Source organism: Proteus terrae (assembly GCF_003144325.1).
In the GTDB taxonomy this organism is placed as follows: domain Bacteria; phylum Pseudomonadota; class Gammaproteobacteria; order Enterobacterales; family Enterobacteriaceae; genus Proteus; species Proteus terrae.
In genome coordinates this window covers 282,395-299,158 of sequence record NZ_PENS01000002.1, presented here as the reverse complement: position 1 = coordinate 299,158, position 16,764 = coordinate 282,395, and the positions used below count along the sequence as shown (strand labels likewise).

Genomic DNA, 16,764 nt, shown 5'->3' with positions numbered 1-16,764 from the left:
CTTAATCCTCGCTGAAAGATGGCTGTAATTTCGTATCTGCTAAGCGACGCGCTATTTTACCAATATTTCCAGCACCTTGAACTAAAACAAGATCATTATCTGTTAATACACCCGCTAATATTGATGAAATATTATCCACATCAGAAACCCAGATAGGATCTAGCTTCCCACGTTGGCGAATTGTTCGACAAAGTGAGCGACTGTCAGCACCAGCAATAGGCGCTTCCCCAGCAGAATAAACTTCTGTTAATAATAAAATATCAACTTGATTGAGAACAGTGGCAAAATCTTCATATAAATCACGAGTACGTGTATAGCGATGAGGTTGGAAAATCATCACTAGACGTTTGTCTGGCCATCCTGCTCTCGCTGCTTTAATCGTTGCATCAACTTCTGTTGGATGATGACCATAATCATCCACTAGCATGACTTCACCTTCTTGGCCATTAACATGCTCAAGACCATAGTTACCTAAGAAGTCGAAACGACGTCCAGTACCTTGGAAGTTAAGTAATGCGGCTAAAATATGTTCGTCAGCAATGCCTTCTTCTGTGGCTACAGCAACCGCGGCCGTCGCATTCAATGCGTTATGGCGACCAGGTGCGTTTAAGACAACTTGTAAATCTGGCATACCTTCACGAGAAATAGTGAAAAAGCCCTGAGCACCTTTTTGTTCATAATGTGTAATACGAACATCCGCATCTTCACTAAAGCCATAAGTTGTAATGTAACGACCCACTTTAGGAATAATCGAACGGATCACATCATCATCCAGACACATCACAGCACGACCATAGAATGGTAAATTGTGCAAAAAGGTAATAAACGTCTCTTTTAGATTGTCAAAATTACCGTGATATGTGTCCATATGGTCTGCTTCGATATTCGTAACAACAGCAACCATTGGTTGTAAATGTAAAAACGATGCATCGCTTTCATCTGCTTCAGCAATTAAATAACGACTGCAACCTAAACGAGCATGCGTACCAGCCGATTTAACAAGCCCACCATTAACAAAAGTAGGATCCAAACCCGCTTGCGCATAAATGTTTGAAATCATCGCTGTTGTCGTGGTTTTACCATGAGTTCCAGCAATCGCAACGCCATGACGATAACGCATCAATTCAGCCAGCATTTCAGCACGACGGATAACGGGAATACGCGCTTCTCTTGCTGCAATAATCTCAGGGTTTTCAGCACTGATTGCTGTCGAAACCACAACAACACTTGCGCCACGAATATTTTCAGGGCGATGATTAAAATAGATTGTTGCGCCTAAGGCAACGAGCTGTTGTGTGACTACATTTGGTGCTAAATCAGAACCGCTGATTTTATAACCTTCGTTAGCCAGCACTTCAGCAATTCCCCCCATACCCGCACCACCGATGCCGATAAAGTGAATATGCTTAACTTTTCTCATTTCAGGCACAAACGATCTTAATTTTGCCAGTTGTTGTGTATTCACTATTTACTTCTTCACTCTAAGTTAATGGTTACAAGTTACGTTTATTTTTTTGCCACTTCGATTATCACATTTGCTACGCGCTCTGTGGCATCCGTAATCGCAACACTTTTTGCTTTCTCTGCCATTGCTAACAAAGTTTCTCTATCCCAATTTTTCAGGGTTTGTGCAATGACTTCTGGAGTTAAATCATTTTGCTCGATAATTCGTGCGGCACCCGCTTTTTCTAGCGGTAGTGCATTCCAATATTGCTGTCTATCTTTGTGCTGGAAAGGAACAAAAATAGCGGGTAATCCCGCTGCGGCAATTTCACTGACGGTTAATGCACCTGAACGACACACCACAACATCAGCCCATTGGTAAGCTTGCGCTATATCATCAATAAATTCAGTAACTTTATATTCAGATTTAACTGAATTTTTTGCTAATTCGTTCTGATAGCGTGTTTTTGTATCACTTTCGCCACCTTTTCCTGCTTGATGCCAGATTGTAACATGTTCACCTAACAAACCTGCAACTACAGGTAAGGTGTGATTTAAAATTCTAGCGCCTTGGCTACCACCAATAATCAGTACACGGATAGACCCTGTTCTCTCTTTTAATCGTACTGAAGGTGCTTCAAGTGCCAATACATCTTCACGAACAGGATTTCCAACAACAGGTGCTTTAGGAAATGCCCCCGGAAAAGCCTGTAACACACGTTTCGCAATTTTAGATAACCAACGATTGGTTAATCCAGCGATACCATTTTGCTCATGCAAAATAACAGGGATCCCACACATCCAAGCAGCAACACCGCCCGGACCTGAAACATAGCCACCCATACCAAGTACAGCATCTGGCTGATAGCGCTTCATAATGGCACGAGCTTGGAAAATCGCTTTAATAATACGAATAGGTGCTGCGATTAACGCTTTAATCCCTTTACCACGTAAGCCTGAGATACGAATAAATTCAATTTCGATACCATGTTTAGGTACTAAATCGGCTTCCATTCTATCCGCCGTTCCTAACCATCGAATTTCCCAACCTTGGGATTGTAGATAATGAGCAACAGCCAGTCCTGGGAATACATGCCCCCCAGTACCACCAGCCATAACCATTAAACGGCGTCTACGCTCGCTCATTTCGGGCTCCTTACAAACGCCTGAGCTTGTGCTAGACGTGTTTCATAATCAATTCGTAATAACATCACGATGGCGGTTGACATAATAATCAAGCTCGAACCACCGTAACTAATAAGAGGAAGGGTTAATCCCTTTGTTGGCAACATGCCTGCCGCTGCGCCTACATTGACCAATGATTGGAATGTAAACCATATCCCGATAGAGCAAGCTAAAAAGCCTGAAAAACGTTGATCTAGGATCAGCGCACGTCGCCCAATTTGCATCGCACGAAAAGCGATGAAGAATACCATTAAAAGCACTAAAACCACACCGATATAACCAAGTTCTTCAGCAAGAATAGAGAAAATAAAGTCGGTATGCGCTTCAGGTAAATATTCTAATTTTTGTACTGAGTTTCCTAAACCTTGTCCCAGTAAATCCCCACGGCCAAAAGCCATTAGAGATTGTGTAAGCTGATAACCGCTACCAAAGGGATCTTCCCAAGGCTCTAAGAAAGAAGTAATGCGTCGAACACGGTAAGGTTCAACGATAATCAACATAACAACAGCTGCAATTCCTGAGCCGATGATAGCTAAGAATTGCCAAATTTTAGCGCCCGCTAAAAATAACAACGCTAATGTTGTGACGAATAAAACCACAACCGTTCCTAAGTCTGGCTGTAATAACAATAAAACAGCCAGTATTAACATCACCCCCATCGGCTTACAGAAACCCCAAAAGTTGTTTCTAACTTCTTCAACTTTTCGAACTAAATAACTCGATAGATAGCAAAACAGTGCGAGTTTTGATAATTCAGCAGGCTGGAAATTAAATGGCCCCACTGCAATCCAGCGTGAAGCACCATTAACCGAACTTCCGACACCTAATACCACCAATAAAAGGAGTATCGAGCCAAACAGCATTAAGCTGCTATAACGTTGCCAAATTGCCATAGGGATGCGCATGGTGATTAACGCAATACAAAATGCGACAACGATATAGATACCATCACGTTTCGCAAATAAGAAAGGATCTTCTGCAAGACGTTGACCTACTGGCATTGAAGCCGATGTCACCATAACAAAGCCGACAACCGCTAATCCGAAAGTAAACCAGAGCAAAGTGCGATCATACGGCACAAATGCCGTATTCTCAGTTTGATAACTGCCCACTAGCCACTGTTTTAATCTTCGCATTGCGAATATGCTCATCAGCCAAGCTCCCTTGCTAAACGTGCAAATTCATCACCACGCTGCTCAAAACATTTAAACTGATCTAAGCTTGCACATGCAGGAGAGAGCAACACCATATCTCCTGATTTTACAGTCGGTGCCAAGGCTCGCATGGCTTCTTCCATTGTCACTGTTAATAAAGAGACATCTGGTCGTAGATTTGCCAATGCTTGTCCATCTTGTCCAAAACAGTACAGACGAATATTGTCACCGCTGATATAAGGCAATAAAGAAGAGAAGTCAGCCGATTTCCCGTCACCACCTAATAAAAGGTGTAATGTACCTTCAACTTCAAGCCCTCGTAATGCTGCTTCTGTGCTTCCCACATTGGTCGCTTTCGAGTCATTTATCCAACGTACATTTTGATGTGAATAAACTAATTGAAAACGATGAGCAAGACCGTGATACGTTTTCAGTACCTCAGTTGCTGCTTTACGAGAAATACCCACTGCGTCAGTAAGTGCTAATGCCGCTAATGCATTCGTATAGTTATGCTGTCCTGACAGATACATTTCAGCCATTGAAAGGACTTTCTCACCTTTCACTTTTAAAATGCGATTTGTGTTATCAAGCTGATAATCACCTTGTCCAACACCAAAACTAACACAGCGATTATCTTTACCTGCTAAAGGTAGCGTTAATACATCATCTTCGTTATAAACGCAGGTTTTAGCGTTATCGTAGATACGCAGTTTTGCTTCACGATATTGCTCTAATCCCAACGGATAGCGATTCATATGATCTTCGCTAATATTTAATACCGTTGCAGCCGCGGCTTGTAAGCTATAAGTCGTTTCCAACTGAAAGCTTGATAGCTCTAATACATATAAATCATAAGGCTCGGTTAATAAGGTCAGCGCTGGAACACCAATATTGCCACCGACTCCAACGCGAATACCATCCGCACTTGCCATTTCACCCACTAGCGTTGTCACAGTGCTTTTACCGTTAGATCCAGTAATCGCAACAATAGGTGCTTTGGCTTCACGGCAAAACAGTTCGATATCACCGACAATTTCAACACCATGATTTGCCGCTTCAACAAGCGCGGGTGTTGAAAGTGCGATGCCAGGGCTTGAGATAATTAAATCTGCATCATTAAGCCATGCTTGATGAAAACTGCCTGTATGATATTCGACGTCAGCAGGAAGCTTATCTAAGCCTCCTGGTTTTTGGCGTGTATCAATAACCTTAGGTGTAACACCTTGGCGGATAAAAAAGTCAACGCAGGAAAGGCCTGTTATTCCAAGCCCAACAACAACCACTTTTTTTCCCTGATAATTTGCCATCTTAACGTACCTTTAATGTCGCCAGACCAATAAGCACTAACATCAGTGAGATGATCCAGAAACGGACAATAACACGAGGTTCAGGCCAGCCTTTTAATTCATAATGGTGATGAATTGGAGCCATACGGAAAATACGCTGACCACGCAACTTAAATGAGCCGACTTGTAAAATAACGGAGAGTGTTTCAACTACGAACACACCGCCCATAATGACTAATAAGAATTCTTGGCGTAATAACACCGCAATCGTTCCTAATGCACCACCTAAGGCAAGAGAGCCTACATCACCCATAAATACTTGAGCTGGGTAAGTATTAAACCAAAGGAAGCCTAAGCCCGCACCAACGATAGCGGTACAGACAATCACTAATTCACCCGCATGCATCAAGTAAGGAATTTTTAAGTAGCTTGCAAAATTAACGTTACCTGTCGCCCATGCGACTAATGCAAAACCAGCGGCAACAAAAACAGTTGGCATAATGGCTAAACCATCTAAACCATCCGTTAAGTTAACGGCGTTACTTGTTCCCACAATGACGAAATAAGCCAGTAAAATATAAAGCATGCCTAATTGAGGCATGACATCTTTAAAGAATGGAACGACTAACTGTGTTGCTGGTGTATCTTTGCCAATGGCATACATACTAAATGCCACAACAAGTGCTAATACGGATTGCCAGAAATATTTCCAACGTGCGATTAAGCCTTTGGTATCTTTACGAACAACTTTGCGATAATCATCAACAAACCCAATTACGCCGTAGCCAATTAAAACCAGCAATACACACCAAACGTAAGGGTTATCTAATCTTGCCCATAATAGTGTAGAGATGGAGATAGAGAACAGGATCATAATCCCGCCCATTGTTGGTGTACCACGTTTACTAAAGTGCGACTCAGGTCCTTCACTACGAACCACTTGTCCAATCTGCATTTTTTGTAACCATGCGATGAGATGAGGCCCCATCCACAAAGCAATAATTAATGCCGTCAATAAACCAACAATCGCCCTGAATGTCAGATAAGAAAACACATTAAAAAATGTATGATATTTAACCAAATATTCGGCTAGCCAAACTAACATTCAAAGCACTCCTTTAATGCGTTCACGATATCTTCCATCGCGGAGCTTCGTGAACCTTTTACTAAAACTGAAACAACATCATGCTGCTGTAATAATGGAATTAATTGAGCAAGTAAGTCGGCTTTAAATGCAAAATGCTGACCACCTTGATTTTCATCACTAATAAAATGACTGTGATGCCCAACAGTAAAGACACTATCAATACCAACACTGTGAGCAAAACGACCAACATCGCGATGGCATTTTTCTGAATCTTTACCTAATTCAGCCATATCCCCAGCGACAAAAATTTTATATCCCGGTAATTGAGAGAGCACTTGTAAGCCCGCAATCATCGAACCATCATTCGCATTGTAAGTGTCATCTAACACCATCTTTCCTGAAGTTAACTCAACAGGATACAATCTTCCTGGTACCGCTTTTAATGTCGATAAGCCAAGGCGAATATCTTCAAGCGTTGCCCCAGCAGATAACGCAAGTGCACTTGCAGCTAACGCATTCGCAATATTATGGCGCCCCGGCAATGGAAGAGTGACATCAACACAACCTTCTGGTGTGTGTAAGGTGAAATTTGTAATGAATTGCTTAACAACGATATCTGTAGGATAAAAATCTGCGTTGCTTTGTGCGGATAAAGAGAACGACCATTGTGTTTGGCGCGCATTTAAATGATGTTGCCACAGAGGTAAGTCATTACTATCAAGATTAATAATGGCTGTACCTTGCTCTTTTAAGTGCGAAAAGATTTCGCCTTTAGCTTGAGCAATACCTTCCAGTGAGCCGAAACCTTCAATATGTGCAGAAAAGAGGTTGTTTACCAATGCTACATCTGGTTTTACCATATTTACGGTATAGGCGATTTCACCGATATGGTTTGCACCCAATTCGATAACTGCAAAACGGTGTTCAGGTGTTAAACGAAAAAGCGTTAAAGGTACGCCAATATCGTTATTTAAATTGCCATGCGTATATAAGGTTTCACCGCAGTGACGCAAAATAGAAGCGGTCATCTCTTTAACGGAAGTTTTTCCAGAAGAGCCTGTCAGCGCAACAATCTTAGCATGACTTAGCGAGCGAATATGTGTTGCTATTTCCCCCATTGCGAGATGGGTATCTTTCACAATGATTTGCGGGCAATCAACATCAATCTCACGATTAACTAAAACTGCGACAGCGCCCTTTTCTTTTACATCAGCAATAAAATCATGAGCATCAAAACGCTCACCCGCTAATGCAATAAACAGGCAATCTCCATCAATTTTACGGCTATCCGTTGAAATCGATTTGATGATAAGTTGATCCACTTGGCTTTGAGCGATATGGCTCAATGTGCCTTTGGTAACTTGTGCAATATTTTCTAAAGATAGAGGGATCATGCCATCACCCCCAATAACCGAGCAACGGTTAATCTATCTGAATAATCAAGACGACGAGAGCCAACCAACTGATAATCTTCATGCCCTTTACCTGCGACTAAAATCATATCATTGGCATCTGCTTGCATAATCACGTTAGTGACTGCTTCAGCACGGCCTTCAATAGCAATCGCACGCCCCGGATCCATTAAGCCTGAAAGAATATCTTGGATAATCTCTTGAGGCTCTTCGCTACGCGGGTTGTCATCAGTGATGATAACTTTATCAGCCAGCTCTTCTGCGACCGCACCCATTAGTGGGCGCTTACCTTTATCTCTATCTCCGCCACAACCAAATACACACCAAAGCTTACCTGTGCAGTGTAAACGAGCAGCTTGAAGAGCCTTCTCTAAAGCATCTGGAGTATGAGCATAATCGACAATAACTGTAGGACGATTATCCGCGCTAAACACTTCCATGCGACCACAAACAGGTGTGAGTGCAGATGAAGCATTAATCACAGCACTTAATGGGTATCCTAATGCCAATAATGTTGCTAAAGCACACAAGAGGTTACTGACATTAAAAGCCCCCATTAGTGGGCTTTCAATTTCACCATCACCCCAGCTAGAACTAAAGTGAATGGTTGCGCCTGCGTCGTGATAATTAATATGGGTTGTTTTAACAAAACGGCCTTGCCAATTTTGTGGCAATTTATTTTCCATTGTTACTGCAACAGCATCAGGTAAACGAGACAGCCATTTTAGACCAACAGCATCATCTGCATTGATGATTTTCTCACCACTTTGATGCGTGGAAAACAGTAACCATTTTGCTTCTTCGTAATTTGCCATATCACCATGATAATCAAGATGATCTCGGCTTAAATTCGTAAATACACTCGCCACAAAAGGCAACGCACTGACACGACCTTGAACTAAACCATGAGAAGAAACTTCCATAGCCGTCAATGTCGCACCTTGATTTAATAATTGTTGTAACTCTAATTGAATATCAACCGCTGATCCGGTGGTGTTCATCGCAGGAACAACATGACCTAAAAGTCCGTTACCTACTGTTCCCATCACAGCACTGGTTTCACCCAAACCTTGTGCCCACTGTGCTAACAATTGTGTTGTTGTCGTTTTTCCGTTAGTCCCAGTAACACCAATCAGTTTCAGTTTTTCCGCAGGCTGATGATAGAAATGCCCAGCTAATTTTGATAGCTCTGCATTAAGATTATTAATATAAATAACTGGAATACCGTGACTTTCACGGATTTCACCATGCGTTGCAACATCTTGTGCTTCCGCTAATACCGCAGAAACACCCTGAGCAATTGCTTGAGGAATATAGCGTCTACCATCAGTTTCATGACCTTTAATGGCGATAAAAAGATCACCGCTCGCCGCTTTTCGGCTGTCGAGTGTCATGTCTTTGAGCATCAATGACGGTGCTTGTATCCCGAGTGCCCCTAATAGGTCACTTAAATTAGGATCGGCCACTTGTATCCTCTTCTTTTTTAATTACAAATTCATTTTTATCGTCTGGCGTCAATGCATCAGGTTCTACGTTCATTGTACGTAAAACTGCGCCCATGATTGTACCAAACACCGGTGCGGATACTGCGCCTCCATAGTACTTACCTGCTTTAGGTTCATTGATTATCACAACCAACGCAAAGCGAGGACTACTTGCAGGTGCGACACCCGCCGCATAAGAAATATATTGATTGATATATTTTCCGTCAGGCCCTACTTTTTTCGCTGTCCCTGTTTTAATCGCAACACGATAACCTTTAATTGCCGCACTCACACCACCACCACCGGGCAATGCAACGCTTTCCATCATATGCACGACAGTTTTCATCACAGGTTCTGGGAAGACACGTGTTCCTGGTACAGGAGGATCAACTTTTGTAATAGAGAGAGGACGATAAATGCCAAAACTACCAATCGTTGCATAGACACGCGCCAACTGTAACGGTGTTACCATTAGCCCATATCCGAATGAGAAGGTGGCCCTTTCAAGATCGGACCACCGTTGTTTTTTTATTGGAAATATGCCACTACTTTCGCCAACCAGCCCCAAGTTGGTTGGCTTCCCGAATCCAAATCGTGAATATACATCCACAAGTTCAGATGCAGGCATCGCTAACGCCAGTCGTGAAACACCAACGTTACTCGATTTCTGTAATATTCCTGTTATCGATAACTCACTATATCGCCCTACATCTTTGATTTGATGTCCATTAATACGATAAGGAACAGTATTCACAACACTATTTTCTTTAATAATATGATTGTGAAGAGCACTCATCACAACCATCGGTTTTACGGTAGAACCTGGTTCAAAAATATCGGTGATAGCACGATTGCGCATCGCGTCTTTAGGTGTACCTGTTAAATTATTTGGGTTATACGATGGGCTGTTTGCCATCGCCAGCACTTCACCGGTATTTACATCAACTAAAACAGCGGTTCCTGACTCTGCTTTATTCTTAATAACCGCATTAGTTAATTCACGATAAACCACAGATTGTAAACGTTCATCGATACTTAACATCAGGTTATGAGCAGCTTGGCTATCTGTTTGAGCGATGTTCTCGATAACTCGGTTAAAACCATCTTTGCGAACAACACGCTCACCGGGAGCACCTGTCAGCCACTGATTAAAGCTTTTTTCAACACCTTCAATGCCATCACCATCAATATTTGTTACGCCGATGATGTGAGCAGTGACTTCACCTGACGGATAATAGCGTTTTGATTCTTGACGCATATTAATCCCAGTGATTTTTAGTTTGCTAATGTAATCACTAATTTCAGGATTCACCTGGCGAGCCAAATAGATAAAGCGAGCAGAAGGCGTTGTGACAATTTTTTGCTCAATTTGATTCACTGGCATTTTCAGTGCATCAGCAAGTGCTAACCAACGAGAATCCGTCATATCAGGATTTGCATCTAATACAACTTTAGGATCAGCCCAAATAGCATAAACAGGCACACTGACAGCAAGAGGTCGCCCCATTCTATCGCTGATCATGCCTCTTGCCGTTGGTACTTTTTGCACCCGTAAAGAACGCATATCCCCTTCACGAATAAGGGGATCGGGATTAATAATCTGTAAATAGGCAACACGAATTAATAGCGAAGCTAAAGCGATACCAATGCCACCGCAAAGCAACGCAAAACGCCAACTCACAAATCCTGTTTTTTCTTCAGGTTTGCGTAGTTTGGCATTTGACTTTGTCTTTGCTTTCGCTTTTGCCGAACGTGAAAATTTCATACTTGCCTTAATTATTTAGTAACCACGATGTTCTCTTTTGTTGGGTCGACATGGATCATGCCCAAACTATCACTTGAAAAACGCTCTACTCGGCTATGGTCTGCCAGAGCGTTTTCTTCAAGAATGAGATTGCGCCATTCGATCTCCAATACGTTTTTTTCCAGCACTAAACGCTCTTTCTCTGCTGTCAATAAACGTGTCTTATGTGCTGTCGTCACGACATACACCGCAGAAATGATCACAGCAATCAGTAAACATACAGGTAATTTGCCATGACGCAGTAAATCCTGCCCTATAACTCCCGGTAGTGAGTGTCGTTCAGTAGACATTTATTCCTCAATACGTTGTGCTACACGCAATACAGAGCTTCGTGCCCGTGGATTCTCTTCAACTTCCACGCCAGTCGGTTTCATCTTGTGAATACTCGATAAGCGAGCACTTCCTAACTCTTTTATCTGCGCTTCTGTGAGAGGAATACCAGCTGGAACAACAGGTCCTTTGCTCTCATCTCGAATAAAGCGCTTCACTAATCGGTCTTCCAACGAATGGAAACTAATTACCGACAAACGCCCTTCTGGGGCTAAAACAGAAACGGCACCTTTTAGTGCTTTTTCAATTTCATCTAACTCGCTATTGATATAGATGCGAATTGCCTGAAAACTGCGTGTTGCTGGGTGCTTATGTCGCTCTTTTACTGGGCTTGCATCGCTAATTAAATCCGCCAATTGCTTGGTTCGAGTCAAGGGCTCTTCTGTTTTGTTACGAGCAACAATGGCGCGAGCAATACGTTTAGCAAAGCGTTCTTCACCAAATGTTTTCAATACCCATGTAATGTCGTCTTCTTCTGCTGTCATCAGCCATTGTGCAGCTGATTGCCCTGATGTTGGGTCCATACGCATATCAAGAGGCCCATCACGCATAAATGAGAAACCACGTTCAGGATCATCAAGTTGAGGAGAAGAAACTCCTAAATCCAGTAATACACCGTCAATTTTTCCAGCTAAATCGAGCTCATTAACATACTGTTCAATATTTGAAAAAGGCCCATGAACAATAGAAAATCGAGCATCATCAATTTCATTAGCAACTGCGATGGCTTGCGGATCTCTGTCTATCGCAATCAAGCGACCTTGTTCACCTAATTGAGATAAAATTAAACGGGAATGCCCCCCACGGCCAAATGTTCCGTCGATATAGATACCTGAAGGTTTGATATTCAGGCCATTCACAGCTTCATCCAGTAATACACTGGTATGACTAAAATTATTTGTTGTCATTATTTAAAGTGATAAATCCAATAGTCGTGTCGATAACGGTTCCTGTGAGGTTTGCTCGGCTACAATGTCTTTTTCGATCTGTTTGTACCAGACCTGTTCATCCCACAATTCAAATTTATTGAATTGACCGACTAACATGACCTCTTTTGTTAGCCCCGCATGCTGTCTTAGCGTGCTAGCTAACAAAAGACGTCCTGCGCTATCCATTTGGCATTCGCTGGCGTGACCTAATAACAAACGTTGAACTCGACGTTCCGCAGGGTTCATGGAGGACAAAGCCGCTAATTTTAACTCAATCTTTTCCCATTCAGGAAGGGTATAAAGCAATAAACACGGTTGATTGAGATCTATGGTACAAACCATTTGACCTTCAGAAATCTCACTCAGCGTTGTTCGATAACGGGAAGGAACTGTTATTCGCCCTTTGCTGTCAAGATTAACGAGTGTTGCTCCACGAAACATCCTCATTACCCCCAGCTTTGTAATTTACACCACATTATCCCACAAATCCCCACAAATAGAGTTTACGGATGGTATGAAAACGTTGTCAAGCCAGATATAGGAAGCTTTATTTATATTTACAGTAATTTGATAGGCACACCGAAATGTTTAAATTATCGACAAAAATAAAAAGAGAAATATTAACACTATGATTAATAGAGATTATTTTGCCAATTCTATTTTTAATCACGAAAAGTAATTATTTATAACGATTACAAGGAGGAAAAACAGATAAAGAAATCATAATCAGTAAATCATGATTTTTATTATAAAAAACTAATTTATTGCAGTTCATTTACCTTTAGCCAACATAATAATTTGGGGTTGCTTTTATATAAATAAAAATAGCAAGACGAAAAAAAATAATTCAATATCATGAAGATAGTTATTTATTTTTTTCTTAAGCTTCCCAAAATAAAATTAATTACTTATTAAACTTAAGCAATATCACTTATGGATATATCAAAATTTAATCTATTAACTTAGTAAAATGAGAGAAATAGTAAAAAAAGGCTTAAGATTAATCTTAAATTTAATATTCTCTAAGCTATTCGACATTCTTAAATCAAATAAAACATCCCCGTTTTAATTTAATAAAACAGGGATGAGTATAAATGCAGATAATTATCAACAGAGTGACATCAATTAACGTGCACGTCCCAAGCTGCCTCGACGGCATAAATCACGACGAATACGTGTAATACCCGCTTGTGGTTTTTGTTCTTCTTCAAGACTTGCAAGAACAAGTTCTAATACACGCTCTGCAATATCACGATGTCGTTGAGCGACAGATAAAACAGGACACTCAAGGAAATCCAATAACTCATGATCACCGAAAGTCGCAATAACCAATTGTGTTGGTAAACGACCACTACGTTGTAGTGTCACATCCATAACCCCTTGTAATAAAGCAAAAGAAGTCGTGAATAATGCATCAGGCATTGGATTATTATTTAACCATTCAGAAAAAGCAGCTGCAGCAGCTTCTCGTTCATAGCTATTTGCATATAGGTAGGTAACTTCTCTAGGATCATCTTTCCATACATTACGGAAACCTTGTTCACGTAAAAAACTCACAGAGAGTTCAGGAAGTGCGCCTAAATAGAGTACAGATTGCGAAGGGAATGCTTTTAGTTCTGTTGCCAACATTTTGGCGTCTTCTAAGTCATCACCAACAACACTGATAAAATGCTCACTTTCTAATGCTCGGTCTAATGCAATAATCGGTAATGAGCGATTAGCCCAACGCTGATAGAAAGGATGCTCTGGTGGCAAAGCTGTTGAAACAATAATGGCATCAACTTGACGTTGCAGTAAGTGCTCAACACAACGAATTTCGTTGTCTGGTTGGTCTTCTGAACAGGCAATCAATAATTGATAACCGCGTTGACGCGCTTGTCGTTCAAGGTAATTTGCGATCCTGGTATAACTGGTATTTTCCAAATCAGGAATAACCAAACCAATAGAACGCGTACGACCAGCACGTAATCCCGCGGCAACAGCGTTCGGGTGGTAATTATGCTCTCTGACCACCGCCATCACTTTTTCAACAGTCTTGTCACTTACACGGTACTGTTTAGCTTTACCATTAATGACATAACTTGCTGTTGTTCGTGAAACACCAGCCAAGCGGGCGATTTCATCCAGTTTCACATTAGCCTCTTTTAATTATTAAATGTGTTATTTATTACATATTGCTATGAATTTCAGTCATCATGCTGATCTGATTTTGCATTTTAACACAATTTACTGATAAAACCGTATGCGTCAACGTTTCCGTTTATGTCTTTTATCAATTATTTCAATCATCGTTATCTATCAATAAGTAATTTCAAAAGAAAAAAGCACCATTTAGATGCTTTTTCATCAATTAAAATTAATCTTGATACATTAATTCGATTTCGTTTCGATAGCGTTCAGAAATAATTTTACGGCGAAGTTTCAATGTTGGTGTTAACTCACCAGATTCCATTGAAAAGCCTTCAGCAAGAAGAGTAAAGCGCTTAACTTGATGAAAACCTGCAAAGTTTTTTTGCATTTCACGTAAACGCTCATCAAATAGCTCTTTAATTTTGGTATGGCGTAATAATTCCATACGATCTTGATATTTTAAATTTAATACACGCGCATGTTCTTCTAATGCATCAAAACAAGGCACGATAAGTGCAGAAACAAATTTACGCGTATCAGCAATCACCGCAATATGCTCGATAAAACGGTCTTGCCCTAATGTTCCTTCGATCATTTGTGGTGCAATATATTTACCATTTGACGTTTTCATTAAATCCTTCAAACGTTCCGTGATAAATAACATGCCATCACTATCAAGTGCGCCTGCGTCTCCAGTACGTAACCAACCATCTTCTGTAAAGGCAGCCGCCGTATCTTCAGGTTTATTGAAATACCCTTTCATGACAATGCTGCCACGTACTTGGATTTCATTTTCCGCACCAATACGCACTTCAACGCCCGGCAATGGTGTACCAATAGAGCCTAACTTATATTTATTCTCTTCCCAGCATGAAACTGTGGCACAGGTTTCTGTCATACCATAGCCGTATTTAATATTAATACCGGTAGCCAAGAAGAAACGTATCACTGCATCATCTAAACGAGCCCCTGCCGCTGGTAAAAAGCGAACACGCCCACCTAGGATTTGACGCAATGGATTTAATACTTTTTTATCTGCAAAGCGATAACATAAGCGGGAAATAAACCCTTGCTGACGCTGATTCAGTTGTGCTTCACGCTGTTTTTCGCCCTGCTTTATCGCCCATTTAAAGATAAATTGACGAAACACAGAAGCTTGAGACACTTTCTCTTGAATAGCGCTATACACTTTTTCATAAAAGCGAGGAACAGCACACATCACTGTTGGTTTAACCGCACTCATAGCCTCTTTCACAGCATGAGTATCTGTTAAATACACGTTAACCGCACCAGTGTGCATCACATAGAAGCTCCACGCGCGTTCAAAAACGTGAGAAAGAGGTAAAAAACAGAGCGAAACATCTTTATCAGATAATGATAGACGCTCATCATGAAGATAAAGCTGTGATGCCAAACTCGTATAATCAAGCATAACGCCTTTAGGTTCACCTGTTGTTCCTGATGTATAAATCAAAGTAAACAGGTCATCTAAACTGCATTCATTAATACGTTGTTTTAACACTTCGTCATACTGAAATTGTGTCTGGTTAATTAAATCTTCCAGATAGCATGAAGGTGTATTTTCGTTTAACACAACATCGGAGTTAAACACAATAATATGTTCAAGCTGAGGGCATAACGCTAATAATTCAGAAACAATATCGTATTGCTTTTGGTCGCCAACAAAAAGAATACGAATATTCGCATCATTTAAAATATAAGCGGCTTGTTCAACACTACTTGTTGCATAAAGAGGAACGGTGACTGCACGTAGTTGTAAAGAAGCAATATCAGCCAAAGACCAATCAATGGTATTTTGAGAAAAGATCCCAATGTTTTCTTGGACATTTACACCCATTTCTAACAATGCATTTGAGAGCGCATGTGTTTTCTTTTCAACCAACTCCCATGACATTTCGATATTGCGCTTAGCATCCCACTGACGATAAGCAATTTTATTCCCGCTGTGCAAAAACTGCATCTGCAATCTTCTAATTATATGATAATCATGAAGATTATTATTAGTTATCATAATTTTCCTGCTATTTATGGAAAAGCGACCGTGTTATGAAACTGAAATGGAGAAAATCTCTCTCTTACAATTTCAGCTTACACTTGTTCGCTGAGTCGGATAAAAGTCTAAGTGATCCGCCAAAATAAAGGAATTCAATTTTACATAAATTTGTAAAATTGTGAGTTATGAAAAGTTTTGTCAGTAAAGCCTATCTCATCACCGTGAGGTAATTAAATTTTATGATCTTATTTTTTATGAAAAGCTAAAAAGAAAAGCTGATAAATAACAATGGGTAATGGTCATAACTTAATCAATGACAATAGAATGAGAGGGATATTATTGTAAAAAATAGGTTTAACATAGTAATAATACAAATAAGAGTCATTATTACAAAGAAAGAGCAAAAATAGTGACAGCAATCTAATTTAGTTTATCTAACTGCATAAACGCCATTTTGGTCATTAGCTGAGTAACTAACGTTATCTGCCACTATTTCTGCATAATTA

General features: G+C 40.7%; 13 protein-coding genes. All 13 read right to left on the bottom strand.

Annotated elements, in window-relative coordinates; all coding sequences use genetic code 11:
* Position 1 precedes the first annotated feature (1 nt).
* The 13 genes from murC to DK857_RS03205 all read right to left on the bottom strand — a co-directional run bounded on the left by murC (position 2) and on the right by DK857_RS03205 (position 16,276).
* Entirely contained in the window at positions 2 to 1,465 is a 1,464-nt protein-coding gene (gene murC / locus DK857_RS03265; RefSeq protein ID WP_109401538.1) for a UDP-N-acetylmuramate--L-alanine ligase, read from the bottom strand.
* A gap of 41 nt (positions 1,466 to 1,506) precedes the next feature.
* Positions 1,507 to 2,589, bottom strand: coding sequence for an undecaprenyldiphospho-muramoylpentapeptide beta-N-acetylglucosaminyltransferase (murG, locus tag DK857_RS03260; RefSeq protein ID WP_109401537.1), 1,083 nt, complete (start codon positions 2,587 to 2,589; stop codon positions 1,507 to 1,509).
* Positions 2,586 to 3,779, bottom strand: coding sequence for a cell division protein FtsW (gene ftsW / locus DK857_RS03255; RefSeq protein ID WP_109392862.1), 1,194 nt, complete (start codon positions 3,777 to 3,779; stop codon positions 2,586 to 2,588). Before ftsW ends, murG begins: the two co-directional genes overlap by 4 nt.
* Positions 3,779 to 5,089 carry a UDP-N-acetylmuramoyl-L-alanine--D-glutamate ligase gene (gene murD / locus DK857_RS03250; protein ID WP_109401536.1) on the bottom strand — a complete coding sequence of 437 codons (1,311 nt, stop codon included), beginning with the start codon at positions 5,087 to 5,089 and terminating at the stop codon, positions 3,779 to 3,781. The genes ftsW and murD overlap by 1 nt, the downstream gene beginning before the upstream one ends.
* A gap of 1 nt (position 5,090) precedes the next feature.
* Positions 5,091 to 6,173: a phospho-N-acetylmuramoyl-pentapeptide-transferase gene (gene mraY / locus DK857_RS03245; protein WP_023581493.1), complete on the bottom strand. Its 1,083-nt coding sequence runs from the start codon at positions 6,171 to 6,173 to the stop codon at positions 5,091 to 5,093.
* Positions 6,167 to 7,549 carry a UDP-N-acetylmuramoyl-tripeptide--D-alanyl-D-alanine ligase gene (murF, locus tag DK857_RS03240; protein WP_109401535.1) on the bottom strand — a complete coding sequence of 461 codons (1,383 nt, stop codon included), beginning with the start codon at positions 7,547 to 7,549 and terminating at the stop codon, positions 6,167 to 6,169. The genes mraY and murF overlap by 7 nt, the downstream gene beginning before the upstream one ends.
* Positions 7,546 to 9,033, bottom strand: coding sequence for a UDP-N-acetylmuramoyl-L-alanyl-D-glutamate--2,6-diaminopimelate ligase (gene murE, locus DK857_RS03235; RefSeq protein ID WP_109392859.1), 1,488 nt, complete (start codon positions 9,031 to 9,033; stop codon positions 7,546 to 7,548). The genes murF and murE overlap by 4 nt, the downstream gene beginning before the upstream one ends.
* Positions 9,020 to 10,816, bottom strand: a complete 1,797-nt coding sequence (gene ftsI, locus DK857_RS03230) for a peptidoglycan glycosyltransferase FtsI (protein ID WP_109392858.1) — start codon at positions 10,814 to 10,816, stop codon at positions 9,020 to 9,022. Before ftsI ends, murE begins: the two co-directional genes overlap by 14 nt.
* An 11-nt stretch (positions 10,817 to 10,827) precedes the next feature.
* A complete protein-coding gene (gene ftsL / locus DK857_RS19465; RefSeq protein WP_023581490.1) occupies positions 10,828 to 11,145 on the bottom strand; it encodes a cell division protein FtsL in 318 nt (105 codons plus the stop codon).
* Positions 11,146 to 12,093: a 16S rRNA (cytosine(1402)-N(4))-methyltransferase RsmH gene (rsmH, locus tag DK857_RS03220; RefSeq protein WP_098942181.1), complete on the bottom strand. Its 948-nt coding sequence runs from the start codon at positions 12,091 to 12,093 to the stop codon at positions 11,146 to 11,148.
* A 3-nt stretch (positions 12,094 to 12,096) separates the two neighbouring features.
* A complete protein-coding gene (gene mraZ / locus DK857_RS03215; protein ID WP_075670769.1) occupies positions 12,097 to 12,555 on the bottom strand; it encodes a division/cell wall cluster transcriptional repressor MraZ in 459 nt (152 codons plus the stop codon).
* 684 nt (positions 12,556 to 13,239) lie between these two features.
* The gene (gene cra, locus DK857_RS03210; protein ID WP_075670767.1) at positions 13,240 to 14,247 is read right to left on the bottom strand and encodes a catabolite repressor/activator; all 1,008 of its coding nucleotides are present in this window, start codon (positions 14,245 to 14,247) and stop codon (positions 13,240 to 13,242) included.
* Positions 14,248 to 14,470: 223 nt separating this feature from the next.
* Positions 14,471 to 16,276: an AMP-dependent synthetase/ligase gene (locus DK857_RS03205; protein WP_109401534.1), complete on the bottom strand. Its 1,806-nt coding sequence runs from the start codon at positions 16,274 to 16,276 to the stop codon at positions 14,471 to 14,473.
* Between the last annotated feature and the right edge of the window lie 488 nt (positions 16,277 to 16,764).